The 24,444-nt window shown below is 62.1% G+C and carries 25 protein-coding genes; 15 read left to right on the top strand and 10 right to left on the bottom strand.

Annotated elements, in window-relative coordinates:
• Nucleotides 1-91: 91 nt before the first annotated feature.
• Together AC1DSJ_RS02235 and AC1DSJ_RS02230 are read left to right on the top strand one after the other, a co-directional pair.
• Nucleotides 92-1,141 carry an MBL fold metallo-hydrolase gene (locus AC1DSJ_RS02235; RefSeq protein ID WP_054421428.1) on the top strand — a complete coding sequence of 350 codons (1,050 nt, stop codon included), beginning with the start codon at nt 92-94 and terminating at the stop codon, nt 1,139-1,141.
• A 60-nt stretch (nt 1,142-1,201) separates the two neighbouring features.
• Nucleotides 1,202-2,815, top strand: coding sequence for an NAD(P)/FAD-dependent oxidoreductase (locus AC1DSJ_RS02230; protein ID WP_054422382.1), 1,614 nt, complete (start codon nt 1,202-1,204; stop codon nt 2,813-2,815).
• A 16-nt stretch (nt 2,816-2,831) separates the two neighbouring features.
• Here AC1DSJ_RS02230 and AC1DSJ_RS02225 read toward each other — a convergent pair whose 3' ends face one another.
• Together AC1DSJ_RS02225 and AC1DSJ_RS02220 are read right to left on the bottom strand one after the other, a co-directional pair.
• Nucleotides 2,832-3,071 carry a tautomerase family protein gene (locus AC1DSJ_RS02225; RefSeq protein ID WP_054421427.1) on the bottom strand — a complete coding sequence of 80 codons (240 nt, stop codon included), beginning with the start codon at nt 3,069-3,071 and terminating at the stop codon, nt 2,832-2,834.
• Between the two features lie 59 nt (nt 3,072-3,130).
• On the bottom strand, nt 3,131-3,841 hold the full coding sequence (locus tag AC1DSJ_RS02220) for an SDR family NAD(P)-dependent oxidoreductase (protein WP_441370912.1): 711 nt from the start codon (nt 3,839-3,841) through the stop codon (nt 3,131-3,133).
• Between the two features lie 81 nt (nt 3,842-3,922).
• Between AC1DSJ_RS02220 and AC1DSJ_RS02215 the strand changes: the two genes are divergently transcribed.
• The 3 genes from AC1DSJ_RS02215 (at nt 3,923) to AC1DSJ_RS02205 (ending at nt 5,819) form a co-directional block, all read left to right on the top strand.
• On the top strand, nt 3,923-4,810 hold the full coding sequence (locus tag AC1DSJ_RS02215) for a LysR family transcriptional regulator (RefSeq protein WP_054421425.1): 888 nt from the start codon (nt 3,923-3,925) through the stop codon (nt 4,808-4,810).
• A 134-nt stretch (nt 4,811-4,944) separates the two neighbouring features.
• Nucleotides 4,945-5,385: an Hsp20/alpha crystallin family protein gene (locus AC1DSJ_RS02210; protein WP_054421424.1), complete on the top strand. Its 441-nt coding sequence runs from the start codon at nt 4,945-4,947 to the stop codon at nt 5,383-5,385.
• Nucleotides 5,386-5,414: 29 nt separating this feature from the next.
• On the top strand, nt 5,415-5,819 hold the full coding sequence (locus tag AC1DSJ_RS02205) for an Hsp20/alpha crystallin family protein (RefSeq protein WP_441370911.1): 405 nt from the start codon (nt 5,415-5,417) through the stop codon (nt 5,817-5,819).
• Nucleotides 5,820-5,914: 95 nt separating this feature from the next.
• Here the strand turns inward: AC1DSJ_RS02205 and AC1DSJ_RS02200 are convergent, their stop codons facing one another.
• Together AC1DSJ_RS02200 and AC1DSJ_RS02195 are read right to left on the bottom strand one after the other, a co-directional pair.
• Nucleotides 5,915-6,697, bottom strand: coding sequence for an SDR family NAD(P)-dependent oxidoreductase (locus AC1DSJ_RS02200; protein WP_054421422.1), 783 nt, complete (start codon nt 6,695-6,697; stop codon nt 5,915-5,917).
• A gap of 52 nt (nt 6,698-6,749) precedes the next feature.
• Nucleotides 6,750-7,844, bottom strand: coding sequence for an alkene reductase (locus tag AC1DSJ_RS02195; RefSeq protein WP_441370910.1), 1,095 nt, complete (start codon nt 7,842-7,844; stop codon nt 6,750-6,752).
• A gap of 316 nt (nt 7,845-8,160) precedes the next feature.
• On the opposite strand from AC1DSJ_RS02195, the gene AC1DSJ_RS02190 reads away from it, so the two are divergent.
• Both AC1DSJ_RS02190 and AC1DSJ_RS02185 read left to right on the top strand, forming a co-directional pair.
• Entirely contained in the window at nt 8,161-8,766 is a 606-nt protein-coding gene (locus AC1DSJ_RS02190) for a TetR/AcrR family transcriptional regulator (protein WP_441370909.1), read from the top strand.
• Between the two features lie 48 nt (nt 8,767-8,814).
• Entirely contained in the window at nt 8,815-9,267 is a 453-nt protein-coding gene (locus AC1DSJ_RS02185; protein ID WP_054421420.1) for a MaoC family dehydratase, read from the top strand.
• A 153-nt stretch (nt 9,268-9,420) separates the two neighbouring features.
• Here the strand turns inward: AC1DSJ_RS02185 and AC1DSJ_RS02180 are convergent, their stop codons facing one another.
• A complete protein-coding gene (locus tag AC1DSJ_RS02180; protein WP_054425652.1) occupies nt 9,421-10,410 on the bottom strand; it encodes a PAS domain-containing protein in 990 nt (329 codons plus the stop codon).
• A 273-nt stretch (nt 10,411-10,683) separates the two neighbouring features.
• On the opposite strand from AC1DSJ_RS02180, the gene AC1DSJ_RS02175 reads away from it, so the two are divergent.
• The 4 genes from AC1DSJ_RS02175 to AC1DSJ_RS02160 all read left to right on the top strand — a co-directional run bounded on the left by AC1DSJ_RS02175 (nt 10,684) and on the right by AC1DSJ_RS02160 (nt 15,666).
• The gene (locus tag AC1DSJ_RS02175; protein WP_342065752.1) at nt 10,684-12,297 is read left to right on the top strand and encodes a BCCT family transporter; all 1,614 of its coding nucleotides are present in this window, start codon (nt 10,684-10,686) and stop codon (nt 12,295-12,297) included.
• Between the two features lie 85 nt (nt 12,298-12,382).
• Nucleotides 12,383-13,564, top strand: a complete 1,182-nt coding sequence (locus tag AC1DSJ_RS02170; protein ID WP_441370908.1) for an aromatic ring-hydroxylating oxygenase subunit alpha — start codon at nt 12,383-12,385, stop codon at nt 13,562-13,564.
• Nucleotides 13,561-14,529 carry a PDR/VanB family oxidoreductase gene (locus tag AC1DSJ_RS02165; RefSeq protein WP_346550271.1) on the top strand — a complete coding sequence of 323 codons (969 nt, stop codon included), beginning with the start codon at nt 13,561-13,563 and terminating at the stop codon, nt 14,527-14,529. The genes AC1DSJ_RS02170 and AC1DSJ_RS02165 overlap by 4 nt, the downstream gene beginning before the upstream one ends.
• Before the next feature lie 60 nt (nt 14,530-14,589).
• Nucleotides 14,590-15,666, top strand: a complete 1,077-nt coding sequence (locus AC1DSJ_RS02160; RefSeq protein ID WP_441370907.1) for a porin — start codon at nt 14,590-14,592, stop codon at nt 15,664-15,666.
• Here AC1DSJ_RS02160 and AC1DSJ_RS02155 read toward each other — a convergent pair.
• A complete protein-coding gene (locus tag AC1DSJ_RS02155) occupies nt 15,663-16,550 on the bottom strand; it encodes a methylenetetrahydrofolate reductase (protein ID WP_441370906.1) in 888 nt (295 codons plus the stop codon). The genes AC1DSJ_RS02160 and AC1DSJ_RS02155 overlap by 4 nt on opposite strands.
• A 54-nt stretch (nt 16,551-16,604) precedes the next feature.
• A complete protein-coding gene (locus AC1DSJ_RS02150; protein ID WP_342065757.1) occupies nt 16,605-17,537 on the bottom strand; it encodes a LysR family transcriptional regulator in 933 nt (310 codons plus the stop codon).
• Nucleotides 17,538-17,680: 143 nt separating this feature from the next.
• On the opposite strand from AC1DSJ_RS02150, the gene msuE reads away from it, so the two are divergent.
• From msuE to AC1DSJ_RS02135, 3 genes are all read left to right on the top strand, one after another.
• Complete coding sequence (msuE, locus tag AC1DSJ_RS02145) at nt 17,681-18,262, top strand: FMN reductase (protein WP_342065758.1); 582 nt, start codon at nt 17,681-17,683, stop codon at nt 18,260-18,262.
• A gap of 103 nt (nt 18,263-18,365) precedes the next feature.
• Nucleotides 18,366-19,349, top strand: coding sequence for a DUF1852 domain-containing protein (locus AC1DSJ_RS02140; RefSeq protein ID WP_441370905.1), 984 nt, complete (start codon nt 18,366-18,368; stop codon nt 19,347-19,349).
• Between the two features lie 31 nt (nt 19,350-19,380).
• Nucleotides 19,381-20,409, top strand: a complete 1,029-nt coding sequence (locus AC1DSJ_RS02135) for a methionine synthase (protein ID WP_441370904.1) — start codon at nt 19,381-19,383, stop codon at nt 20,407-20,409.
• A gap of 152 nt (nt 20,410-20,561) precedes the next feature.
• Here AC1DSJ_RS02135 and AC1DSJ_RS02130 read toward each other — a convergent pair whose 3' ends face one another.
• The 3 genes from AC1DSJ_RS02130 to AC1DSJ_RS02120 all read right to left on the bottom strand — a co-directional run bounded on the left by AC1DSJ_RS02130 (nt 20,562) and on the right by AC1DSJ_RS02120 (nt 23,248).
• Entirely contained in the window at nt 20,562-21,545 is a 984-nt protein-coding gene (locus AC1DSJ_RS02130) for a Bug family tripartite tricarboxylate transporter substrate binding protein (protein WP_441370903.1), read from the bottom strand.
• 406 nt (nt 21,546-21,951) lie between these two features.
• Nucleotides 21,952-22,344, bottom strand: a complete 393-nt coding sequence (locus AC1DSJ_RS02125) for a nuclear transport factor 2 family protein (protein WP_054428188.1) — start codon at nt 22,342-22,344, stop codon at nt 21,952-21,954.
• A gap of 4 nt (nt 22,345-22,348) precedes the next feature.
• Nucleotides 22,349-23,248: an MBL fold metallo-hydrolase gene (locus AC1DSJ_RS02120; protein WP_441370902.1), complete on the bottom strand. Its 900-nt coding sequence runs from the start codon at nt 23,246-23,248 to the stop codon at nt 22,349-22,351.
• Nucleotides 23,249-23,460: 212 nt separating this feature from the next.
• Between AC1DSJ_RS02120 and AC1DSJ_RS02115 the strand changes: the two genes are divergently transcribed.
• A complete protein-coding gene (locus AC1DSJ_RS02115; RefSeq protein WP_054428190.1) occupies nt 23,461-24,429 on the top strand; it encodes a LysR family transcriptional regulator in 969 nt (322 codons plus the stop codon).
• Nucleotides 24,430-24,444 lie beyond the last annotated feature (15 nt).

The raw sequence follows: 24,444 nt of genomic DNA, 5'->3' as shown, positions 1-24,444 counted from the left end.
TCGACGGGTTAACGTGCTGCGGATTTTACACTGGTCAGTGTACTTTTCAGAAAAACGAAACTACACTGCGCAGTGTAATTTTCTGCCTGGAATGCTTACCGTGACCGCCCTGACCTCCTGCCCGCAATCCTCGCCACCCCGCTACGCCGAATCGCCCCAACACCGGGACGGCCGCTTTCGCAACCCGCTGCCGCGCCCGTCGCTGGGCTTCTGGCAAGGCTTGAAACTGACCTGGACGTTCTTCTTCGCCAAGCCCAAGCACACCGTGCCGGACCGCGCCATCCCCGTGCGCGCAATCGACATCGCAGCGCTGGAAGCCGCGCCCGACCGCAGCCTGTACCGCCTGGGGCATTCGACCATTCTGATGAAGCTGCGCGGCCGCTATTGGCTGACCGACCCGGTGTTTTCCGAACGCGCGTCCCCCGTGCAATGGGCTGGCCCCGCGCGCTTCCATGCGCCCCCGATCTCCATCGAAGACCTGCCGCCCATTGCCGGCGTAATCCTGTCGCACAACCATTACGACCACCTGGACCGCGCCGCCATCGCCAAGCTGGCCGGCAAAACCGCCCGCTTCATCACGCCGCTGGGTGTGGGCGACCAGCTCATCGCCTGGGGCGTGGACCCCGCCCGCGTCGAACAGCTGGACTGGTGGCAATCCACCGACGCCGACGGCCTGCGCCTGACCGCCACCCCGGCCCAACATTTCTCGGGCCGCGGCCTCGCCGACACCGACCGCAGCCTCTGGGCGTCATGGGTCATCCAGGACGCCGACTTCCGCGTGTTCTTCAGCGGCGACAGCGGCTACTTCGACGGCTTCAAAGCCATCGGCGACGCCTACGGCCCCTTCGACCTGACGCTGATGGAAACCGGCGCCTATGACAAGCGCTGGGCTTTCGTCCACATGCAGCCCGAAGAAACGCTGCAAGCGCATCAGGATCTGCGTGGCCGCTGGCTGCTGCCGATTCACAACGGCACCTTTGATCTGGCGCTGCATCCGTGGGAAGAACCGTTCGAACGGATCATGGCGCTGGCAAAGGAAAATGACGTCTCGCTGACCACGCCCATGATGGGTGTGCGGGTGAACATGACGGCGCCGGGGGTGGGTACGCCGTGGTGGAGAAAGGGCGGCGTCACGCCATAATCGCTCCAGTACAATCCGGGGTTTGGCGACGTTGTGATCGCCCACCCTCTGGACCAAAGCATGTTGCGACTGTCTGAAATCAAGCTGCCGTTGAACCACACGCCCGAAGAATTGCCTGCCGCGATTCTTAAGAAACTAGGCGTACCGGCCAGCGATCTGCGCGGCTTCACCATCTTTTTGCGCAGCTACGACGCGCGCAAGAAACACAATATCCTGCTGACCTATACGCTGGATATCGACATCGAAAATGAAGCCGCGCTGCTTCAGCGCTTTCACGATGATCGCCACGTCAAGCCGACGCCCGACACCGAATACAAATTCGTCGCCCAAGCGCCCGCCACGCTGAGCAAGCGCCCCATCGTCATCGGCACCGGCCCCTGTGGCCTGTTCGCCGGACTCGTCCTGGCGCAGATGGGCTTCAAGCCCATCATCCTGGAACGCGGCAAGGCGGTGCGTGAACGCACCAAAGACACCTGGGGCCTGTGGCGCAAACGTATCCTGAACCCGGAATCGAACGTGCAGTTCGGCGAAGGCGGCGCAGGCACGTTCTCGGATGGCAAGCTCTACAGCCAGATCAAAGACCCCAAGCACTACGGCGAAAAGGTCCTGAAAGAATTCGTGCTGGCCGGCGCACCGGAAGAAATCCTGTTCGTCAGCAAGCCGCACATCGGCACGTTCCGCCTGGTGGGCATGGTGGAAGTGATGCGCGACACCATCACCAAGCTGGGCGGCGAAGTGCGCTTTTCCAGCAAGGTTGAAACGCTGCACCGCGAAAACGGCCAGGTGACGGGCGTGACGCTTGCCAACGGCGAGCACATCGAAGCCGACCACGTCGTGCTGGCCATCGGCCACAGCGCACGCGATACGTTCCAGATGCTGCACGAGCAGGGCGTGTTCATGGAAGCCAAGCCGTTCTCGATCGGCTTTCGGATCGAACACCCGCAATCGCTGATCGACCGCGCCCGCTTCGGCCCCAGCGCCGGCCACCCGATTCTGGGTGCGGCCGACTACAAACTGGTGCACCACGCCAGCAACGGGCGCTCGGTGTACAGCTTCTGTATGTGCCCGGGCGGCACCGTCGTGGCCGCCACGTCGGAACCGAACCGCGTCGTCACCAACGGCATGAGCCAGTACTCGCGCAACGAACGCAACGCCAACGCCGGCATCGTGGTGGGCATTTCACCCGAGGTGGATTACCCCGAACACGTGTTGGCCGGCGTGGACTTTCAGCGCAAGTGGGAATCGCAGGCGTATGTGCTGGGCGGCGAAACGTACAGCGCGCCGGGTCAGCTGGTGGGGGATTTTCTGGATGGCAAGGCGTCGACGGAATTCGGTTCCGTGCTGCCGTCGTATACGCCGGGCGTGCATCTGACCGACCTGGCCACCGCACTGCCCGACTTCGCGATTACCGCCATTCGTGAAGCGCTGCCGGCGTTTGATAAGACGATCAAGGGTTTCGGCATGCACGACGCCGTGCTGACCGGCGTGGAAACGCGCACGTCGTCGCCCGTTCGCATCAAGCGTGACAACGACACGCTGCAAAGCCTGAACACCAAGGGCTTGTTCCCGGCGGGCGAAGGCGCGGGTTATGCCGGCGGGATTCTGTCGGCGGGCGTAGACGGCATCAAGATCGCCGAAGCGGTGGCCTTGAGCATCATGGCCCGCCAGGGGTAATGGCGGCCGCTTGCCACTAGGGCTTGTCGGCTTTGGCCTGTTGCGCCCGGTATTCCGGCACCGTGACGCCGCCGACGCCCCAGTTTTCCATTTCGACTTCGTCAATCACGACGAACGTGGAGGCGTGCGGCTTGCCCAGCACCTCAAACAGCAAATCACTGACGCCTTTGATCAGCGCGCGCTTCTGTTCGGGCGTCGTCGCCGTTGCGCCGGGCGCGGTGCCTTCACGCGTGACCTTGATATTGACGTAGGGCATGTTGTTCTCCTTTGAATCAAGCGTTGCCGCGGGGGGATGAGGGTCGTGAATGTTGAAGGTCAGGCGCCCGCCACCTGCCCGCCATCGACATGCAGGATTTCACCGGTCACAAAACCGGCGTCCTCAAGATACATCACCGCCTGCGCCACGTCGGCAATTTCGCCCAGGCGCTTCATGGGATGCAAAGCCGCCAATGCCTGATGCGAATCGGGCGCATGCATGGGCGTCTTGATGATGCCGGGCGACACCGCATTGACGCGAATATTCCGGGTCGCGTATTCGATAGCCAGGCTGCGCGTGGCGGCGGCCAGCCCGCCCTTGGTCAACGACGCCAGCACGGACGGCACGTTGGAATTGGCGTGGTCCACCAGCGTCGTGGTGATTTGCACGATGTGGCCGCCACCCTGCTTCAACATGGCGTCCACGGCGTGCTGCGTCGTATAGAAAAAGCCGGCCAGGTTCGTCGACAGCATGTCGCGGTACTGCTGTTCCGTATAGGCAGTAAACGCGTTGGCGATGAAAATGCCGGCATTGTTCACCAGCGTGTCCACCCGCCCAAAGCGGGCCAGCGCCTGCTCCACCACAGCCTTGCCCGTGGCGAGGTCGCCGATATCCCCGGCGATGGTCAGGTAGTTGGGATCGTCCGACGGCTGGATCGACCGCGACGTTCCCACCACCCGGTAACCGCGATCCAAAAATGCCCGGGCGATGCCCTCGCCCAGCCCTTGCGACGCGCCCGTAACGATGGCGACTTTCTGTTCGTTGCTCATGATGTTTCCTTCTTAACGTGGTTGGTGTGAGAGGAACATTAGGCGTATCGGCGCTGTTCGAAAATCCGCTAATCTTGCGCAATGGCTGATAAAAAACGCACAGACCCCGACTGGCAGGACATCCGTGTTTTCCTGGCGCTTGCGCGCTACGGCAGCCTGTCGGCCGCCGCGCGGGCGTTGTCGACCAACCATTCGACGATTTCCCGGCGGCTGCACTCGCTTGAGGCCACCCTGGGCGAAACGCTGGTCGAACGCCGGCCCGACGGCTACGTGCTGACCGCCGCCGGCTCGCATGCGCTGGCCGCCGCCAGCGACATGGAAGCCGCCGTCCACACCTTGGGCAGAGGCGGCGCGGACAGCGCGTTACGGGGCTTGGTGCGGATCAACGCCCCGCCCGCCTTGTCGCAGGGTTTTCTAGTCGGCAGGCTTGCCCAGCTGCCGCTGCGGCATCCCGGCATCGATATCGACCTGGCCACCGATTTGCGGTCGGTAAGCCTTGAGCGGCATGTCACCGACATCGCGGTACGGCTGGGCCGCCCGCAAGACGGCGACTTCATTGCGAAAACACTGGGGCACATGGGGTTTGGCTTCTATGCCGAACCGGCGCTTTGCAAACGTATGGAAAGCGGCGCCGAACCGGTGTTTGTGGGCTTTGACGAAGCCAATGCCTATCTGCCCGAAGCGGCGTGGCTGGCCCGCCGCTTTCCGCGGGCGCGCATGATTTTTCGCGCCAATAACCAAGTGGCGCAGGCCTTGGCGGCGCAGTCCGGCGTGGGCATTGCGCTGCTGCCGCACTACATCGGACGCACCACGCCAGGGCTGCAAGCATGCCCCCTGGAAGCCCCCCCTGCCCCGCGCGAAATCGTGCTGCTGACGCGCCGGCAAGACCGCAAGGACGCGCCGATCCAGACGGTGGCGGACTATCTGATCCAGGTGTTCGCGGACGAAAAGGCGCTGTTTGAAGCCTGACGCTGCCGCACGGCCTCTTGAAACCTGCAAACCCGATCCCACATTTGCGCTATGGCGGGGTAGCGCAGCTTGAAAGAACTCCATGCAGCAGCGTCCTACGCCCGTCTGAACCAGACCTTTATCGGGAGACGAACATGGCAACGTATCCATTTTTCGATAGCGGCATCCGTTCCGCCCTGGACACCCTGCAACAGCTGGACAACATCCTGCGATCTTCGACCGCGCCTTCCAACCTGCGGTCCACGGCGCGCGCAGGCTTTCCGCCCGTGAACGTGGGCGCAAGCGCCGACTCGATTGAAGTCGTGGCGTTTGTGCCGGGCATAGACCCGGACGCGCTTGAGGTCACCATGGAAAAAGGCCTGCTGACGATTTCCGGCGAACGGCGCGAAGAAGAACCTGCCGGGCAAGCCACCCTGTACGCACGCGAACGCGCACATGGCCGTTTCAGCCGCGTGGTGGAATTGCCCAGCGACGCCGATCCGGAAAACATCCAGGCGCGCTACACCGACGGCTGCCTTTGCATTTCCATCGGCAAGCGCGAATCCGCCAAGCCGCGCCTGATTTCCATCCAATGAACACTGGCCGACGACACAGGAGGATCATCATGGAAGAACGCAACCAAGTGGCCGCCACGCGCGGCTCGGAATCCTTGACCAAGGTCTCGAACGAGAGCAACCGCGCGGCCACCCTGCCTGCGGTGGACATCTACGAGAACGCCACCGGCATTACGCTGCTGGCCGACCTGCCCGGCGTGTCCAAGGACAGGCTGTCGATCAAGGTGCAGGCGAACGAACTGTTGATCGAAGGCGAAGCCGCGGTGCAGGTGCCGGCCGAGGTGCGCCTGGTGCACAACGAACTGCGCGAACCGTTGTTCCGCCGCAGCTTCACGCTGGGCCACGACCTGGACAAGGACAATATCTCGGCCAACTTGAAGCACGGCGTGCTGACGTTGCAGATTCCGCGGCTGCGCGAAGCACAGCCCCGCAAAATCTCGGTCAAGGTGACGTGATCTTGTGACGCGGCTTCGGTCGCCAATGCTTCAATCGTCAACGCGGCAACGATGGGCGGGCATGTCGGGAACGACGCGGCCCGCCCATCGGCTCATCAAGCCATCTTGTAGCGGGCGGCGGCGCTGGCCATCTTGATATCGCCCAGCAGCGCCTGCCGCGCGCCGTCCAACGCCTCCCAGCGCGACGCCTCATGCAGCGGCGGAATCGTCACGGTCTCGCGCCGGTCAAAGCCCACCAGCGCCGCATCCACCAGTTCGCCCACGTCCATCACTTCCGGCAGCGCGTTGATGTCGATGCCCGCGCGTTGCCAGATTTCGGTGCGCGTGGCGGCGGGCAGCACGGCCTGCACATAGACGCCGGCGGGCGACAACTCTTCGTGCAACGCCTGCGACAGAAACAACATATAGGCCTTGGTGGCGCCATAAACCGCCATGCCGAACTGCGGCATGAAACCCACCACCGAACCGACATTCACGATGGCGCCCGTGCCGGCCTGCACCAGCCGCGGCGCAATCGCGCTGGCCAAGCGCGTGGGCGCGGTGCTGTTCAACCCCACCAATTGCGCGACCGCCTTGGGGGTTTGCGCGACAAAATTGCCCGTCTGGGCGGCGCCGGCGTTGTTGATCAAAATCTGGATACGAGCATCGTCGCGCAATCGCGCCTCGACTTGCTCAAGGTCTTCTTCGCGCGTCAGGTCTGCGGCAAGCACGTCGACCGCCACGCCGTGCTCTTGCCGCAAACGCGCCGCAGCGGCCTCAAGCCGGGCGACGTCACGCGCCACCAGCACCAGGTCGTGGCCGCGCTGTGCAAAGCGTTCGGCGTAGGTGGCGCCAATGCCCGAGGACGCGCCGGTAATCAAAACGGTAGGGGAAGTCATCTTGCGATTCTCTTTGTAAAGTGGAACGGAACACGCCGCGATAGGCAGCGGATCAACGCGCGTCGGCGTCGGCCAGCGCCGGGTAGTCGATGTAGCCTGCCGCGCCGCCGCCATAAAGCGTGGCCGGGTCCAACTGCGCCAGCGGCGCGCCGGTCTTCAGGCGCTGGACCAGATCCGGGTTGGAGATGAACGGACGCCCAAAGGCGAACAGGTCGGCATGGCCTTGGGCGAGCTGGGTTTCGGCCAGCTCCAAGCCATAGCCGTTGTTCGCGATATAGGTGTTCTTGAAGCGTTGGCGCAGCGAACCGTAGTCAAACGGCGCAACGTCGCGCGGGCCGCCCGTGGCGCCCTCCACCACATGCAGATAGACCACGCCCAGCGCATTGAGCTGGTCGGCGATGTAGTCAAACTGCGCCTGCGGATCGCTGCACGAAATGCCATTCGCGGGCGACACCGGCGAAAGCCGCACGCCCGTGCGGTCAGCCCCGACCTCATCCGCCACCGCCTGAGTCACCTCAAGCAACAGCCGGGCGCGGTTTTGCACCGAACCGCCGTACGCGTCGTTGCGCTGGTTGGCGCCGTCCTTGGCGAACTGCTCAAGCAGATAGCCGTTGGCGCCGTGAATTTCCACGCCATCGAAGCCCGCCGCAATGGCGTTCGCGGCCGCCCGACGAAAGTCTTCGACGATGCCGGGCAGCTCGTCCAGCGCCAACGCGCGCGGCGCCGACACCGGCTCAAAGCCATTGTTCACAAACGTCTTGGTCTCGGCGCGAATGGCGGACGGCGCCACGGGCGCGGCCCCGTTCTCTTGCAAGTCCACGTGCGACACGCGGCCCACATGCCACAGCTGAAGGAATATCTTGCCGCCCTTGGCGTGCACGGCCTGCGTCACCTGCCGCCAACCTTCGACCTGCGCAGCCGTGTAGATCCCCGGCGTGTCCTGATACCCCTGCCCCTGCTGCGAGATTTGCGTCGCCTCGGCAATCAACAAACCCGCCGAGGCGCGCTGGCTGTAATAGGTTGCGGCAAACCGGCTGGGAACAAAGCCCGCCTCGGCGCGGTTGCGCGTCAGCGGGGCCATCACGATGCGGTTGGAAAGCGTCAGGGGTCCCAGGGTGTAGGGCTGGAACAAAGCGTTGTCGGTCATGGTCAGGGTCCGTCGAAAAGGGTTGATCGCCGCGGCCGAAGGCGGTGCCTTGGGCGGGTCGCGGCGCTTGCTGGGTCGGTCAACGGCGTTAATGATGATGATCAACATCTAAATCGTCAAGCACTTTGATGATGGTCGACATCAATGTATATTCACTGCCTGGACGCGGCATTGACGTGTAGGCACGGGGCATCGGGCTGGCGAAATAAGCTGGCGAACTCAGACTCAGGAAATGAGACTCGCGAACTAAGACTGGCGAACTAAGACTCGAGAACTAAGACTCGCGAAATAAGGGTCACCACATGAAGGTCATGAAATGAAGGTAACCAAGGCGCAGGCGCAGGCCAACCGGGCGCACATCGTTGAGACCGCATCGGCGCTCTTCCGCGAGCGCGGCTACGACGGCGTCGGCGTGGCCGAATTGATGGCCGCCGCCGGGTTCACTCACGGCGGTTTCTACAAACACTTCCGGTCCAAGGCCGACCTGATGGCCGAAACCGCGGCATCGGGGCTGTCGCAATCCCTGGCAATGACGGGCCAGATGGACCTGGCCAAGTTCATCAACGTCTACGTGTCACGCGCGCACCGCGACGGACGCGGCGCCGGCTGCACCATGGCCGCCCTGTGCGGCGACGCCGCGCGCCAGACAGACGACGTCAAGGCCACCTTCGCGGCGGGCATCGAAGACATGCTGGCGGTGCTGGGCAAGGACGACGTTGCGTCGCAAGATTCAGAGCTGGCTGCGGACCCGAATTCAACCGCCAAGCGCGCCCGCGCCAAGCGCATTGATATGCTGGCGCACGTGATTGGCGCCGTCGCGCTGTCGCGCGCCTGCCCCGATGATTCCCCCCTGGCCGACGAAATCCTCGAAGCCTGCCGCAGCGAACTGCTGGCGTCTTTGGCGCCGAAAGCCGCCGGCTGATTCTTCGTTATTCCCGTATTCCCCGCCTATTTGACGGAGCAAGCCGACATGGCCGAGCACTACCTTGAAGACCTGACCCCTGGACAACGCTTCATCGGCGCCGCCCGCGTGCGCGTCACCCGGGAACGCATCAAAGCCTTCGCCGCAGAATTCGACCCGCAGCCGTTTCACCTGGACGAAGACGCCGCCAGCGCCACGCTATTCAAAGGCCTGGCCGCCAGTGGCTGGCACACCGCCGCGCTGACCATGCAGCTGCTGGTCGCCAGCGAATTCAAACCGGCAGGCGGCATCATCGGCGCGGGCGTGGACGAAATTCGCTGGCCGATGCCGGTACGCCCGGATGATGAATTGAGGATCGAAAGCGAAGTGCTGGAGGTGCGGCCGTCGAAGACGCGCCCCCAGCAAGGCTTGGTGAAGGCGCGCACGACGACGCTGAATCAGAAGGATGAGGTGGTGCAGATCTTCGTCAGCAATTTGGTCGTACAGCGTCGCGGGGAGTAAGGGGCGAAGGATAGAGGGCGAGGGATAAAGGGGTGAGGGATAAAGGGCGGGCGTGTCTGGGGCCTTAATCTGGCCGTCACCGCTAGCTGGTCTTCACCGCGAGCTAGCCTTCGCCGCTAGCTAGCCTTCACCGCTAGCTGGCCTGCTCCGCGCTCATCCTTCTTCGACCGCCAACGCAAAGTACGCGGCCGCCCCGTCGTTATCACGCGTCAGCACAGCGCGCACCCGCACGCTCTGCGCGCCGCCATCCTTCGCGCGCATTTTTGCGCCAAAGGCAGCGGTCGGCTTGCCGTGCCGCATCTTCTTCAAACGCGCCCCGCCATCGGCAAACACGCTCATCAGCCCGTCGCCCATCAGCTCTGCCTTGCCGTAGCCCAGCATCTGCGCCAGCGCCGTGTTGGCGGACTCGCAGCGCAGGTCGGCATCCAGCAGCGCCATCCCCTGCACCGTCAACTCAAACACCGCTTCGAATCGCGCTTGCTGGTCCCGTAGCGACTGTTCCGTCAGCTTGCGCGCGGTGTTGTCCATGCTGATGCCCACGATCTTGACGATGCGCCCATCAAAGTCGCGCACGGGCGTCGCGCGCGACGAGATCCAGCGCAGGCTGCCGTCCGGCTGGATCAGGCGAAAGTCGAATTCGTGCGCATTGCCCGTGCGTAGCGATTCCTCGTACGCAGCGTTCATCATCGGCACGTCATCGGCGTGCACGTGCTTCCAGAAGCTCTCGTTGCTGACAATCCGCCAGCCGTACACGGCTTCAACGTTGGACGAGTAGCTGACGTCGTCCGTGATCAGGTTCCATTCCCACGTGACGATGCGCGCGCCCTCTTGCGCCAGCTTCATGCGCGCTTCGCTTTCCATGATCTCGGCCATGTAGCGGCGGCGCGTATCGGTCATGGGCATCGCCACCGCGCTTGATGCGCCTGCCTCCTCCCGCGCCTGCTCGCCGTAGCGCAGCCAGATCCAGTTCACGCCCAGAAACGCCGCCAGCTTGCGCAGCTTTTCGTAATCGATCTCGCCGCCCTTGGTCCATTTATGAACGGCGGGGCGCGACACGTTGAGCGCCGTGGCGACGGCTTGGAGTGTCAGTTGCTTGTGTTCAAGCAGCTCTTTCAAGCGAAACGCAAAGCTGTCTTCGGTCATGTTCACGCCCCTTCAGCCGCGGCAATTCCCCGCCACCGCTTGAAAAACGCCGCGCAAGCACGACGATGAAAAACACCGGTCGTTACAAACGCGCGGTTTTCCGATAGATGCTTGTGCATGGAAGAAGTCTTGCCTACATTGAGTTAATTACTGGTTAATGTAAACCAGTGGTTTACTGACAACAAGAAAAACAAACCTAACAAACACAACAAACACAACAAACACAACAAACACAAAAAAATCTGTGCGCAACGACGCATGAGAGGAGACAACGTGAAAACATCCGCGCCACGCCGCGACGGGTTCCTGACCCTATGCACGCTTACCGCCGTGCTGGTGACCGTCATCGCCATGGTTCGCTGGCCCGCCGAAGCCGCTGCAACCGCTAACGTCTTGTTCGATTGGTCGACGCGCTCGTTCGGGTCGGTCATTCAAATATTTGTCTTTGGCTGTGTCATCGCCTGCATCGCGCTGGCGTTCAGCAAGTATGGCAACGTGCGCTTGGGCGATGGCAAGCCCGAGTACTCGACGCTGTCATGGATCTTCATGTTCATCTGCGCCGGCATGGGGTCGTCAACCTTGTATTGGGGCGTGATGGAATGGGCCTATTACTACCAGTCGCCCGGCCTGAATGTCGCCGCCGGCACGCGCGACGCGCTGGAATACAGCATCAGCTATTCCTTCTTTCACTGGGGCCTGAGCGCCTGGGCGGTATACGCCCTGCCCTCGCTCGCGATGGCCTACCACTTCCATGTGCGCAAGAAGGCGGGCTTGAACCTCGCGTCCATCATCCAGGCCATTACAGGGTTTCGCGCCACGGGTCCGGTCGGACGCTTAGCAGACCTGATTTTCCTGCTGACGATGTTCGGCGCGCTGACGGTTTCCATCGCCCTGACCGCAACCACCTTCACGCGCGGCCTTGCAAGCCTGGCCGGCACCCCCGACACCTTCACCATGCAGTTGATCGTGATCGTCGGCGTGTCCGCGCTGTTCTCGGCAAGCGCCTACATCGGCATCGCCAGCGGCATGAAACGCCTGAGCCATATGGTCTGCTGGGGCGCGCTGCTGCTGGCCGCCGTCGTCTTCGTCGTCGGCCCCACCCAGTTCTCCGGCAACAACATCGTCAACGGCCTGGGCCTGATGCTGCAGAACTACATCCGCATGAGCCTCTTCACCGACCCCGCCGGCGACGGCGCCTTCAACCGCGGCTGGACGGTGTTCTATTGGCTGTGGTGGGTGTCGTACTCGCCGGGCGTGGCGATGTTCGTGGCGCGCGTCTCCAAGGGTCGCAAAATCAAGGACGTCATCGGCGCCCTCTTGCTGGGCGGCAGCGCCGGCTGCTGGTTCTTCTTCGGCGCGCTGGAAAGCTACTCGATGCACCAGTTCATGTCAGGCGCGATCGATGTCCCGCACATCTTGAAGGAGCACGGCGGCGAGACGGCCGTCGAAATGCTGCTAAGCGCGCTGCCCGCCGGCAAACTTTTCCTGGCCCTGTACCTGGCGATCATGATCGTCTTCCTGGCGGCGCACGTTGATGCCGTCGCCTATGCCGTGGCCGCCACCACCACGCGCAACCTGTCCGAAGGCGCAGACCCCACGCCCACCAGCCGCGTCTTCTGGTGCATAGCGCTGACGCTCGTGCCGCTGGCGATGCTGTTCACCAAAGCGTCGCTGGAAACCATGAAGACCGCGGTGGTGCTCACCGCCATCCCCTTCCTGTTCATCCTCGCCATCAAGCTGTTCGGCCTGTTCCGTTGGCTGATGCAGGACTACGGGGATGTTCCGGCGCACTTGATCGAATCGGCCGCACAGCCGGGATCAGAAGAAGCCGTCGTGACGGACCTGCGTCAGGCGGTCCAGAAGCCACGCGCTGTCGCAAACGGATAGCCCTGCACGAACGGGCACGCGGTAAGCGCCGCCCGCTTCCCAATCTATCGCTGGCCCCCACGCCAGCACTTCCATGGAGACCATCATGACCCCCATCCCCCAGTTGCCCGCCAATTTCTGCGCCGACGAAGAAAACGCCTGGACCCTGCCCGCCTCGTACTACACCCAGGACGCGGTCTTCGATTACGAGAAAGAGCAGGTGTTCGCCAACATGTGGATCTGCGTCGCCCATCGCAGCGAACTGGCTGCGCCTAACGACTACGTCACGCGCGACATCATCGGCGAGAGCATCATCGTGCTGCGCGACCGTGAAGGCATCCTGCGCGCCTTCTACAACGTCTGTCCGCATCGGGGCCACCAATTGATGCAAGGCAGCGGCCGCGCCAAGAACGTCATCACCTGTCCGTACCACGCCTGGACCTTCAAGCTGGACGGCGAACTGGCCCTTGCCCGCAACTGCGACAACGTACCCAACTTCGACCGTGACAATGCCAGCCTGGTCCCCATCAAGGTCGAAGAAGCCGCGGGCTTCATCTTCATCAACATGAACCCGGACGCCGGCTCGGTAGAGGACCAGCTCCCCGGTTTCGAAGCCCGCCTGCGCGCCGCCTGCCCGGTGGTGGACGACCTGCACCTGGCCGCCCGCTTCGTCACGGACACGCCCGCCAATTGGAAGTCCATCGTTGACAACTACCTGGAGTGCTACCACTGCGGCCCCGTACACCCCAGCTTCGCGGACTCTGTCCAAGTCGACAAATACAACCACACCATGCACGGCAACTGGTCGTTGCAGTTTGGCCTGGCCAAGTCATCGGAAAAGTCCTTCAAAGTTGACCCCTCGGTGAAGGACCCCAGCTTCGCCGGCTTCTGGACGTGGCCCTGCACGATGTTCAACGTGCCGCCCGGCGCCGACTTCATGACCGTCATCTATGAATTCCCCGCAAGCGCGGGCGTCACGTTGCAGCACTACGAAATTTACTTTCTTAACAAGGACTTGACCGACGAACAGCAGAAACTGGTCGAGTGGTACCGCGATGTTTTCCGCCCTGAAGACTTGCGCCTGGTGGAGAGCGTGCAGAAGGGCTTGAAGTCGCGGGGCTATCGTGGCCAGGGCCGCATCATGGTCGACCGGCAGCGCAGTGGGATCAGCGAACACGGCATCGTGCATTTTCATCGGAGGTTGGCGACGGAGTACAAGGGTGCGCAGTGCGAAGGTGCGACGTCATCCCTTACCCCTGCGCTGGCGTCGCAACGCGCCCCCGCATGATCATGGCAGCCCACCAGACCCTGCTCGTGCGCGTCGCACGCATCGAACAGGTGACCCCGCTGATCAAACGCTTCACGCTGGAATCCCGCGACGGCAGCGCCCTGCCGCCCTTCACGGGCGGCAGCCACATCATCGTGCAAATGCGTAACGGTGAAAGCCACTACAACAACGCTTACTCGCTGATGAGCTCGCCGCACGCGCTTGATAGCTACCAGATAGCCGTTCGGCTGCAGGCGCCATCCAAGGGCGGTTCGGCCTACCTGCACGACAAGGTCGGCGAAGGCGACCTGCTGACCATCACCACGCCGAACAATCTTTTCGCGTTGGACGGCTCGGCCGGCCACCACGTGCTGATCGCGGGCGGCATCGGCATCACGCCGTTCATGTCGCAATTGCATGAATTGCACAAACGTGGCGACTCACACGAACTGCACTACGCCTTCCGCGCGGATGGGCATGGCGCCTTCCAGGATGAGCTGGCCCAGTCTTGCCAGGACTGCGTCAGGTTCTATGACAGCGGCAATGGCCAAACCATGGACGTGGCCAGCCTGCTGCGTGACATGAAACCCGACGCGCACGTCTATGTGTGCGGCCCCGGCACGCTGATCGATGCCGTGCGCCGCGCGGCGCAAGACGCCGGCGTTGCGCCGTGGCGCGTACACGTAGAGAAGTTCGCCGCCGCCAAGCCGTCTGGCGCCGCGTTCACGCTGGTGCTGGCTAAGTCCGGCGCCACCGTGGAAGTGGCCAGCGGCGAATCCATCCTCGACGCGATTGAGCGTGACGGCACGGCCCCGATCGAATGTCTGTGCCGAGAAGGCGTGTGCGGCACCTGCGAAACCCGCATCCTGGAAGGCGAAGCCGTCCACTTCGATCAGTACCTGACTGACCAAGACCGCGCGGCGCAAAAGACGCTGCTGATCTGCGTGTCGCGCGCCAAGGGCGAAAAGCTCGTGCTCGACCTGTAAACCACAACATCGCGCCGGCGCCACCGAATGCCGGGCATCACGGGGGGGAGGAAACCACCAATGAAACAGATAGCCGGCCTTTGGCTGCTGGCGGGCGTCGTGCTGCCTTTCGCCACGCATGCGCAGACCAACATCACCCTGTACGGCGTCATCAGCACCGCCGTGCGCTACACCTCCAACATCGACGGTGAACATGGCAGCTTGAGCCAGCTCGTCTCCAGCGGCATCGGCGGCAGCCGCTGGGGCTTGAAGGGTTCCGAAGACCTTGGCAACGGCAACCAGAGCATTTTCGTGCTGGAAAATGGCTTCGGCACCAACGATGGCAAGACCGCCTACGACGCCCTGTTCGGCCGCCAGGCCTATGTGGGGGTGTCCGGCGCCTGGGGCAGCCTGACCCTCGGCCGGCAATACAACGCCTTGAACAACATCGGCTGGGCATACAACCCGCTGGACCAAAGCTGGGGCAACTTCTGGTCCGACCCGCTCTACACCGGCGGCGACGTCTTCTTTCAGGATTACCGCATCAACAACAGCGTGGTCTATAGCCGCAGCACGGGGCCGCTCACCTTGCAGGTGGACTACGGCTTTGGGCAACAGGCTGGCAGCATCGCGCGCGGCTCGACGTTTGGCGGCGGCCTGATGTACCAGCAAGGCCCGCTGTCAGTCGGCGTGGCCTATGACCAGCATCGCGCGCGCAACGGCGACAACACGCTGCATAACTATTCCATTGGCGGATCGTACGCGGTCGGCAACGCCACGGCCTACCTGGGCCACATGGGCCGTCGCGAAACCGCGCAACACCCGCGCTACGCCATCAGCTTTATCGGCCTGGGCTATCAGGTCACGCCCGCGCTGCACCTTTCCGGCGCCTACTATCGCTACCAGCAGCGCGGCAAGGTCACGACGCAGTACCAGCCCGTGCCGGTGCTGCTTGGCAGCGGCAATGGCGACATCGTTGCGGCCGTGGCGGACTACGCCCTATCCCCGCGCACCAGCGTTTTTCTGGAGCTTGACGCCACCCGCGCACGGGGCGGCGCGGTCGGCCGGGAAACCGAGTACTGGAGCGGCCAGGCAGCAACCGGCGTTGGCAGCACCACGCGCATCGGTGTGATGACGGGGATGCGGCATATGTTCTAAGCGCTTGCGTGACGCAGTGGCTGGGCGCGGGAGCGGTACTGCTCTATCCATCTGACAGACTGTGCAACGCCTCCAAATGGAAAGAAATGCAGGCTCACCTTTCCATGCGCTGCGGTCAGTCCGGCGGCCAGGCGGTCCACAAACACATCCGGCCCCGCCGTGCCAAACAGCTTCCCAAGCGAGATTCCGTACTTGGACCACATCGACGCGCATGCGCTGACGCCGCACAAGGCGGCATAGCGCGCAAGCACCGCGATACCGGCGGGGCCGGGCACGCCCACGCACACGGGATGTTCAATGCCCCGCTCACGCAGCGCCGTCAACCACATCAACACGGCGTCCGCATCAAAACCGAACTGCGTAATGATCAAGGGCGCCATGCCGCGCTCGCTGATACTGCGACACTTTCGTTCAAGCACATTCCACCGATCGGCCGCGCTCATGACCGGGTGGCCCTCTGGATGCCCGCCCACGCCAAGCACCCGGATGCCGGCGCGCTCGAAAACGCCGGTTTCGATCAGCGAAGCACTGTCAGCAAACGGCCCCATCGGGCTCGACGGATCGCCCGCGATCACAAAGCAGCGTTCAACGCCGGCTTCGGCAACCGCGCGCGTGACGAAGGAGTCCAGCCCGGCCAGCGAGACGATGCGGCGTGCCGAAAGGTGCGGCATGGGCTCAAAGCCCAGTCCGCGTACCGCCCGCGCCGCAGCCAGTCGCGCGTCGTCGTCCTGGCCGGGCAAATAGGGAATGGAAATCGTCGAACCCGGCAATATCCGCGAACCCGCGGCGGTCAGCGCTGCAATGTCTCTTGCGCTGACTTCCAACGAATAGGCGTCGGTGATGTTGCGGGCTGGCAGGGTCGTATGTGAGGAAATCAAGGACATCGCTACAGGGCGCGCCAAACCGCTTGGCAAGCGGTTTGCGCACCACGGTGAAGTTCATTCATGGGCGTCTTGTGCCATGGCGGCCATGGCGGCCGGGGCGACAGTGCCCGGATGACGGGCCAGTTCGATGAAGGCCCGCACGTAGTCAATGGCGCTGTCCGCCTCACGCGCCCCCAGAAAAATCTGCTTGGCGATGCCGCGCACGCCCAGCCGCACCGGCACCACATCCATCCGGGCCGCGTATTCCTCGACCAGCCAGCGCGGCAGAGCGGCCACACCGCGTCCGCTGGCCACCATCTGCACCATGATGTCGGTGGTTTCGATGGCTTTATGGCGCTTGGGCGTGACACCGGCCGGCAGCAGGAACTGGTTGTAGATGTCCAGGCGCTCGATGTCCACGGGGTAGCTGATCAGCACTTCCTGGGTCAGCTGCCGCGGCTTCACGTACGCAGCCGTTGCCAGGGGGTGGCCCTTGGGCACGACCAGCACCTGCTCGTAGTCGAACACGGGCTCGAATTTCAGGCCCGGCTTGAACAGCGGGTCGGGCGTAACCAGCAGGTCGATCTCGTAGCCAAAAAGCGCGCCGATCCCGCCGAACTGGAACTTCTGCTTGACGTCCACATCCACGTCGGGCCACGCCGCCAAATACGGTGAAACCACCTTTAGCAACCACTGATAGCAAGGATGGCATTCCATGCCGATGCGCAACGCGCCGCGTTCGCCCTGCGCGAACTGGCCAAGCCGCTCTTCGGCCAGGTCCAGTTGCGGCAACACGCGGTTCGCCACCGCCAGCAGGTATTGGCCGGCCTGCGTCAAGCGCAGGCTTCGACCTTCGCGCAGCCAGACGTCGGTGCCCAACTGCTGCTCCAGCTTCTTCATGCTGTGGCTCAGGGCCGACTGGGTCAGGTTCAACACGCCCGCAGCGGCGGTCAACGACCCTTGCTTTTCGACCTGCTGGACGATGCTGAGGTGGATGCGTTCAAGCATTCAGATGATTCCTGCTCATGGATTGTTGAATTAAAACCATTTTACTTCATCGGTACCCTCCTCTAGCATGCGGTTCCAGCTTGATGCTGCAACTGCACAAAAACAGATGCGGCGCCGGGTAGATCCATTCATGTGAAGCAAAGATGACACGTCCACTCCGTCTAGTCGCAGTTTCCGGCGGACTGCAACGCCCCTCCAAGTCAGCGGCCCTGGCAGAGCACCTGCTGGATCTGATCGCCGATGAAGTCCCGTGCGAACAGCACCTGGTTGAACTGGGTCAGCTCGCCCCGCAACTTGCCGGCGCCGTCTGGCGCTCGCAATTGCCCGACACGGTGGAGCGCGAGCTTGGCGCGGTCGAACAAGCGGACATCCTGGTGGTGACCACCCCGGTCTACCGCGGCTCGTACACGGGGCTGTTCAAGCACTTCTTCGACTTCATTCATCAGGACGCCCTGATCGACAAGCCCGTCTTGTTGGCGGCCACCGGCGGCAGCGAACGCCATGCTTTGATGATCGACCACCAATTGCGGCCGCTATTCAGCTTCTTCCAGGCACGCACCTTGCCGCTGGGCGTCTACGCCACCGACAAGGATTTTGCCGACTACCGCGTGCAGGATATGGCCCTGATCGAACGGGCCAGACTGGCGGTGCAGCGCGCATTGCCCTTAATCGAATTGATGCGCCACCCACGCACCGCCGCCGCAGAAGAAGCGGTCGCAGCCTGACGCAAAGCCAATTCAGCCGCCGCCCGCAGCGGCGATAGCGTCCGCCGCCAAGCGGCAGCCGGACTCCGTATTTCTTTCGCCAAAATCAGCACACCCCAACACCATGAGCAACGCGTTCACATTCAACATCAAGAGCATTCCTTTTGATGAAAACTATCAGCCCTCCGACAGCACGCGCATCACGACCAACTTCGCCAATCTGGCACGGGGCGCGAGTCGCCAGGAGAATCTGCGCAACACGCTGAAGATGATCGACAGGCGCTTCAATAATCTGGCGCATTGGGACAACCCCAAGGGGGATCGCTACACGGTCGAACTCGAAATCATCTCCGTTGAAATGAACATCGCCGCCAACGGCGGCAGTGATGTGTTTCCGCTGATTGAAATCCTGAAGACCAATATCGTTGACCGCCAGAACAACGAACGCATCGAAGGGATCGTCGGGAATAACTTCTCTTCGTACGTGCGCGACTACGACTTCAGCGTGCTTTTGCAAGAGCACAACAAGAACAAATCCACCTTCAGCTCGCCTGACGGTTTCGGCGAGCTGCACGGCAAGCTGTTCAAGCACTTTGTCAGTTCCAGCGCTTACCAAGAACGGTTCAGCAAGCCGCCGGTCATCTGCATCAGCGCCTCGAGCAGCAAGACGTACCTGCGCACTGAAAACCAGCACCCCATCCTGGGCGTTGAATATCAGCAAAACGAATTCTCGCCGACGGACCAGTACTTCGAAAAAATGGGCTTGCAGGTCCGTTACTTCATGCCTCCGGGCAGCGCCGCACCGTTGGCCTTTTACTTTCAGGGCGACCTGCTTGGCCACTACACGAACCTTGAGCTGATCAGCATCATCAGCACGATGGAAACGTTCCAGAAGATCTACCGTCCCGAGATCTACAACGCCAATTCCGCCGCGGGGAACTTCTATCAACCGAGCCTGAAGAATCAGGATTACTCGCTGACGCAGATTGTCTATGACCGCGAAGAGCGCAGCCAGCTTGCCGTGAAGCAGGGAAAGTTCACGGAGGAGCACTTCATCAAGCCCTACAAGCAAGTGCTGGAAAGCTGGGCCGCCAACTACGCGCACTAATCACTCAAAAAACACACGAGACCCGCTGATCATGAAAAAACTACTGCCCACCTCCACCGCCGGCAGCCTGCCCAAGCCTTCGTGGCTTGCTCAGCCTGAAAAACTCTGGTCGCCTTGGAAACTGCAAGACGACGAGCTGATCGAGGGCAAACAAGACGCCTTGCGCCTGGCGCTGCAAGAACAACAGCACGCGGGCATTGATATCGTCAGCGACGGCGAGCAAACCCGTCAGCACTTTGTCACGACGTTCATCGAACATCTCGACGGCGTCGATTTCGAAAAGCGCGAGACCGTCCGGATTCGTGATCGCTATGACGCGAGCGTGCCGACCGTCGTGGGCGCCGTCAGCCGTCAAAAGCCGGTGTTCGTTGAAGACGCCAAGTTCCTGCGTCAGCAAACCAAGCAACCCATCAAGTGGGCGCTGCCAGGCCCCATGACGATGATCGACACGCTGTACGACGCCCACTACAAGAGCCGCGAAAAGCTGGCATGGGAATTCGCCAAGATCCTGAACCAGGAAGCCCGCGAATTGGAAGCCGCAGGCGTGGACATCATCCAATTCGATGAGCCGGCATTCAACGTGTTCTTCGGCGAAGTGAACGACTGGGGCATTGCCACCCTGGAACGCGCCATCGAAGGCCTGAAGTGCGAAACCGCCGTGCACATCTGCTACGGCTACGGCATCAAGGCCAACACCGACTGGAAGAAGACGCTGGGCTCCGAGTGGCGTCAGTACGAGGAATCGTTCCCCAAGCTGCAACAATCCAGTATCGACATCATCTCGCTGGAATGCCACAACTCGCACGTGCCGATCGATCTGCTCGAACTGGTTCGCGGCAAGAAGGTGATGGTCGGCGCCATCGACGTGGCGAGCGACAAGGTTGAAACGCCGGAAGAAGTGGCCAATACGCTGAGAAAGGCGCTGAAGTTTGTGGATGCCGACAAGCTGTATCCGTGCACGAACTGCGGCATGGCACCGTTGTCGCGGGCTATTGCGAAGGGCAAGCTGCTCGCTTTGAGCGAAGGCGCGGAAATCGTTCGCAAGGAACTGTTGGGCTGATGCTGAGCTGAAGCGGTAAGGGGTGCGAAAGGCTTAAAGCGATAAGAAGCCATCTACGGTTTCACCCAACGCAGCCTTCCCCCCTCACGCCCATGAAAAAAGGCGCCGAGGCGCCTTTTTTCGCGATGGAGTCAGTCTGACACCTGATTTCTCTACTGTTCCTTCAACCCCAACGACTTCATCAATGGGGCGAACAATTTCTTCTCGTCCTGCACACGCGCGGCGTAGTCGGCCACGCTTAGCGGTAGCGCCTCGGCGCCGGCGTCCAGGAACCGCGCCTTGATCTCCGGCCGCGCCAGCACCTTATTGATTTCGCCGTTCATGCGATCGACCACATCATCGCGGGTGCCGGCGGCGGCATAAACGCCGAACAGGCTGTCCGCGAAAACGCCGTCAATGCCGGCCTCAGAAAAGGTTCGTATGTCGGGCGCGACAGCTGCCCGTTGCCGGCTCGCCACCGCCAGCACCTTCAGTTTGCCCGCCTGCACCATGGGAAAAACCGTGGCCGGTCCAAACGCAAAGTCGATCTGGCCCGCGGCCAGGTCTTGTATCGCCGGCGCCACGCCGCGATATGGCGCATGGGTGGCCTGCATGCCGGTAGCCTGCTTGAGCAGCTCGCCAGCCAGATGCGGCGTCGTGCCATTGCCCGCCGACCCGTAGTTAAGCGGATTGGGCTGTTTGCGGGCGTATTCGACGAATGCTTCGAGCGTATCGACACCCAGCGAGGACCGGACGAACAGGAACAACTGGCTGTTGGCCAACAAGGCGACCGGCCGCAAGTCCCGCTGCGGATCGAACGGCATGCTGGCGAACATCAGCGGGTTGACCGATTCGGTCGTCGATGGATTGAGCAAGAAGGTGTGGTTGTCTCCCCCGTTGCGCACGACCTCGGCGCCCGCCAGGTTGCCGCCCGCGCCGCCCCGATTCTCCACGATGACGGTCTGTTTCAATCCCTCGGCCAAATGCGGCTGTACCGTGCGCGCCAGCACATCAACCAGCCCGCCAGGGGCCAGCCCCACGACCAGGCGCACCGGCTTGACAGGCCAGGCCTGAGACGGCGTTTGCGCTTGGCTGCCCGTCGCCCAGCCAGTCAGCGCCAGCATCATCAAGGCCAGGCAATGTCTACGCAGCAGCATGCGATTCTCCTATGGGGCGCCACCGCGCGATCCTGCGTACGGTGCGTCAGGTGCCGCACCCCGGTGAACCACCTTGATGCCTCATCGCGGTGGAGCCCTGCATCTGGCGCTTATTCTTCACAAAAGTTTAAGCATAAAGAATCCCGGATAACCCTAGTTTGTAGGGGATGAGCAAGCGTGGCTGGCAAGGCCACAACGTACTCATGCGTCCGGCCAATGTCCGCCTTTAAACCGGGTTCGTAGCTGTAGCTTCTCAAAGCCCTGCTTTCGTCAAAGCCTAGGCGAGACCTTGTTGCACAAGGCTCGCATGTCATTGGAGCAGACTCGGCGACTAGACTGTTTGAACGCCGGCAGATTGTCTTCGATCAACGATGCGTAGGCCAGCAGGCGCGTCAAGGCAGGTATCTCAATCGACCATGGCCCGGCGAACCATTTCACTGTCCACATACTGCTCCATGCTGGCAATCTTGCCATTCTCTAGACGATAGAGATGGGCAAAGGTAGCTCGCATGGATCTTCCAGTCCTCAGATACGTTCCGGAATAAACACCGAAGGCAGCGACTTGGTCGCCGTCGGCCAGATAAGTGTGGACCTTGGCCTGATAGCCTTCCCATTCGGTCGCCAGCCGGTGGAACACCTTGGCGAAAATTTCTTCAGGCCCAGTGTAAGTTCCGGCATAGGGAAACCCCGCCGCCTCGGTCCAGGTGGCATCAGCGGCCAAGGCGGCAAGCAGGTGCTTGCCGTTCTCTTCGGATGGGCCTTCATAGGTCGCGCGGATGATGTCCAGGTTGGTCGTCATTGTCTCAACCCCACTTCATCTCGCCGGTCGCTACCTTGGCACCGATCTGCAAGGCAATGCCCATGCCGGCGTCTGGATAGCGTTGGGTCATTGCCGCGACGAGGTCGGCGCTGTTGGCGGCCTTGGCCAGTTCTTGTTCGAACGCCAACAGATAGTCACGCGTGTAGAGAATCGCCGAAACGTCGGTGGCTACGTTGACCGCCATGTGACCGGGGACCACCACGGCGGGTTTGCGTGCGGCAATGGCTTCGAGATTCTTCACCCACGTGGCGCGGGCCTCGGCACCCTGCGTGTCCGCAGTCCAGACGTGCACGCCAGAGAACACCAGAACGCCGCCGAACACGGCTTTCAACGAAGGCACCCAGATGTAGCGGCGGTTGGCCAGGCCATCGGCGTCGACGAATTCGATGTCATGACCTTCCAGGCTAAGCGCAGGACCATCGAAGGCTTCCGGCATCACGATATCGTCCAACGTCTGCGGACCGTTCTCCTTGAGCTGCGGGCCCCAGGTCGCCAGTTTCTTTTCCACGTTGCCCTTGATGGCTGCAATCGTGGACGATGCGGCGATGACCCGCGCCCGGGGAAAAGCTGCAGTGATGGGTGCAAGGCTGAAGTAGTAGTCGGGATCGCTCTGGCTGATATAGATCGTGGTCAGCTGCTTGCCGCTGGCCTTGATCGCTTCGGCAAGCGCCTTGCCGTTAGGAAGCGTGAAGCCAGCATCGATCAGCACTGCCTCGCGCGCACCGGCAATCAATACGGGAGCACGGAAGAAACCGTTCTCGCCGGCGGGAAAGTGTTTCCAAGTCAATTCGGTAGTAGCGGCCATAACGTTCTTTACTCCCAGGATGGCGGTCGCGACAGTCGCGGCCGCTACGGTTCTTAATACATCTCTTCGTGTTGCCATGATTGCACCGGCTAAAAATATAGATGGAAGGTTCAAGCCGCTTGAATCTGATCCAGCAGCGCACTTGGGTTGGAATAGGCAGCGCTCAGGCTCAACAGGATGCGCTTGACCTCGCAATGCAGGGCCTTGTGCATGGTCTTTTCCTGTGACTAAGCGGCAGATGTTAGCTCTCTAACATTGACTATTAAACACATACCGGATATATGATCTGTATGTCAAAAGCATACAATCCAAGTGAAACCGGCCCAGGCGGCCTCGGCAACCTCAGGCGGCTGGCCTATTTCGTTGCAGTGGTGGAAACGGGTTCTTTCACCGCCGCCGCCGAGCGCCTGGGCATTACCAAGGCCGTGGTCAGCCAACAGGTTGCAAGGCTGGAGCAGGAGTTCCGCACCTCGCTTCTGGTTCGCACCACGCGCAAAGTGCAGGCCACCGACGCCGGGCGTGCGTTCTATGAGCGTTGTGCCTCAATCCTGCACGAGGCCGATGACGCCTTCACCGAATTGGCAGAAGCATCAACCGAACCCGCCGGCAAGTTACGGCTTACTGCTCCCTTCGACTACGGCGTCGGCGTAGTGGTGCCGGCCATTGCTGCTTTCACCCTGCGTTATCCGGCCTGCAAGGTAGACGCTATCCTCAGCGACAAGACGCTGGATATGATGTCCAGCAATATCGAGTTGGCGATTCGTGTTGGGTGGCTAACCGAGACGGGATTGCAAGCACGAAAAATCGGCTCATTCCGACAGTTGCTCGTTGCTTCGTCCAGCTTGGCGTCGAGAGTGGCGCGGATTACCCGCCCGGAGGACCTCGACAAGCTTCCCTTCATCGCCAACACCGCGTTGAGGGACCATCTGCGCTGGAATTTTTCGCGCGAACAAAACCAGTACCGACCTGTGACCATGCAGGCGTCCATTTTCCTGGACGCCACGCTAGCCGTACGCGAAGCGGTACACGCAGGCGCAGGCTTGTCGGTACTGCCAGACTATCTCGTCGCTGACGATCTTGCCTCTGGGCGATTGATCGAAGTCCTGCCGCAGTGGTCGCTGCCCGGCGGTGGCATCCATGCTGTCTTCCCGTCCACACGCTTTCGTCCTGCCAAAGTGCGTGCATTTGTGGACTTGCTGAGGGAAAGAGAGGAACAGCGACAGGGCGTGAATCTCGCTCTCAAGGGCAGTGGCACCTAGATCCCTCCACCTGCG

Source organism: Achromobacter sp. 01N37, assembly GCF_056399725.1.
This window is presented reverse-complemented; position numbering and strand designations above follow the sequence as displayed.

Coding starts and splice junctions, on each gene's coding strand:
- AC1DSJ_RS02235 (WP_054421428.1), top strand. CDS start 92: ATGCTTACCGTGACCGCCCTGACCTCCTGCCCGCAATCCTCGCCACCC.
- AC1DSJ_RS02230 (WP_054422382.1), top strand. CDS start 1,202: ATGTTGCGACTGTCTGAAATCAAGCTGCCGTTGAACCACACGCCCGAA.
- AC1DSJ_RS02225 (WP_054421427.1), bottom strand. CDS start 3,071: ATGCCCTACGTCAATATCAAGGTCACGCGTGAAGGCACCGCGCCCGGC.
- AC1DSJ_RS02220 (WP_441370912.1), bottom strand. CDS start 3,841: ATGAGCAACGAACAGAAAGTCGCCATCGTTACGGGCGCGTCGCAAGGG.
- AC1DSJ_RS02215 (WP_054421425.1), top strand. CDS start 3,923: ATGGCTGATAAAAAACGCACAGACCCCGACTGGCAGGACATCCGTGTT.
- AC1DSJ_RS02210 (WP_054421424.1), top strand. CDS start 4,945: ATGGCAACGTATCCATTTTTCGATAGCGGCATCCGTTCCGCCCTGGAC.
- AC1DSJ_RS02205 (WP_441370911.1), top strand. CDS start 5,415: ATGGAAGAACGCAACCAAGTGGCCGCCACGCGCGGCTCGGAATCCTTG.
- AC1DSJ_RS02200 (WP_054421422.1), bottom strand. CDS start 6,697: ATGACTTCCCCTACCGTTTTGATTACCGGCGCGTCCTCGGGCATTGGC.
- AC1DSJ_RS02195 (WP_441370910.1), bottom strand. CDS start 7,844: ATGACCGACAACGCTTTGTTCCAGCCCTACACCCTGGGACCCCTGACG.
- AC1DSJ_RS02190 (WP_441370909.1), top strand. CDS start 8,161: ATGAAGGTAACCAAGGCGCAGGCGCAGGCCAACCGGGCGCACATCGTT.
- AC1DSJ_RS02185 (WP_054421420.1), top strand. CDS start 8,815: ATGGCCGAGCACTACCTTGAAGACCTGACCCCTGGACAACGCTTCATC.
- AC1DSJ_RS02180 (WP_054425652.1), bottom strand. CDS start 10,410: ATGACCGAAGACAGCTTTGCGTTTCGCTTGAAAGAGCTGCTTGAACAC.
- AC1DSJ_RS02170 (WP_441370908.1), top strand. CDS start 12,383: ATGACCCCCATCCCCCAGTTGCCCGCCAATTTCTGCGCCGACGAAGAA.
- AC1DSJ_RS02165 (WP_346550271.1), top strand. CDS start 13,561: ATGATCATGGCAGCCCACCAGACCCTGCTCGTGCGCGTCGCACGCATC.
- AC1DSJ_RS02160 (WP_441370907.1), top strand. CDS start 14,590: ATGAAACAGATAGCCGGCCTTTGGCTGCTGGCGGGCGTCGTGCTGCCT.
- AC1DSJ_RS02155 (WP_441370906.1), bottom strand. CDS start 16,550: ATGTCCTTGATTTCCTCACATACGACCCTGCCAGCCCGCAACATCACC.
- AC1DSJ_RS02150 (WP_342065757.1), bottom strand. CDS start 17,537: ATGCTTGAACGCATCCACCTCAGCATCGTCCAGCAGGTCGAAAAGCAA.
- msuE (WP_342065758.1), top strand. CDS start 17,681: ATGACACGTCCACTCCGTCTAGTCGCAGTTTCCGGCGGACTGCAACGC.
- AC1DSJ_RS02140 (WP_441370905.1), top strand. CDS start 18,366: ATGAGCAACGCGTTCACATTCAACATCAAGAGCATTCCTTTTGATGAA.
- AC1DSJ_RS02135 (WP_441370904.1), top strand. CDS start 19,381: ATGAAAAAACTACTGCCCACCTCCACCGCCGGCAGCCTGCCCAAGCCT.
- AC1DSJ_RS02130 (WP_441370903.1), bottom strand. CDS start 21,545: ATGCTGCTGCGTAGACATTGCCTGGCCTTGATGATGCTGGCGCTGACT.
- AC1DSJ_RS02125 (WP_054428188.1), bottom strand. CDS start 22,344: ATGACGACCAACCTGGACATCATCCGCGCGACCTATGAAGGCCCATCC.
- AC1DSJ_RS02120 (WP_441370902.1), bottom strand. CDS start 23,248: ATGGCAACACGAAGAGATGTATTAAGAACCGTAGCGGCCGCGACTGTC.
- AC1DSJ_RS02115 (WP_054428190.1), top strand. CDS start 23,461: ATGTCAAAAGCATACAATCCAAGTGAAACCGGCCCAGGCGGCCTCGGC.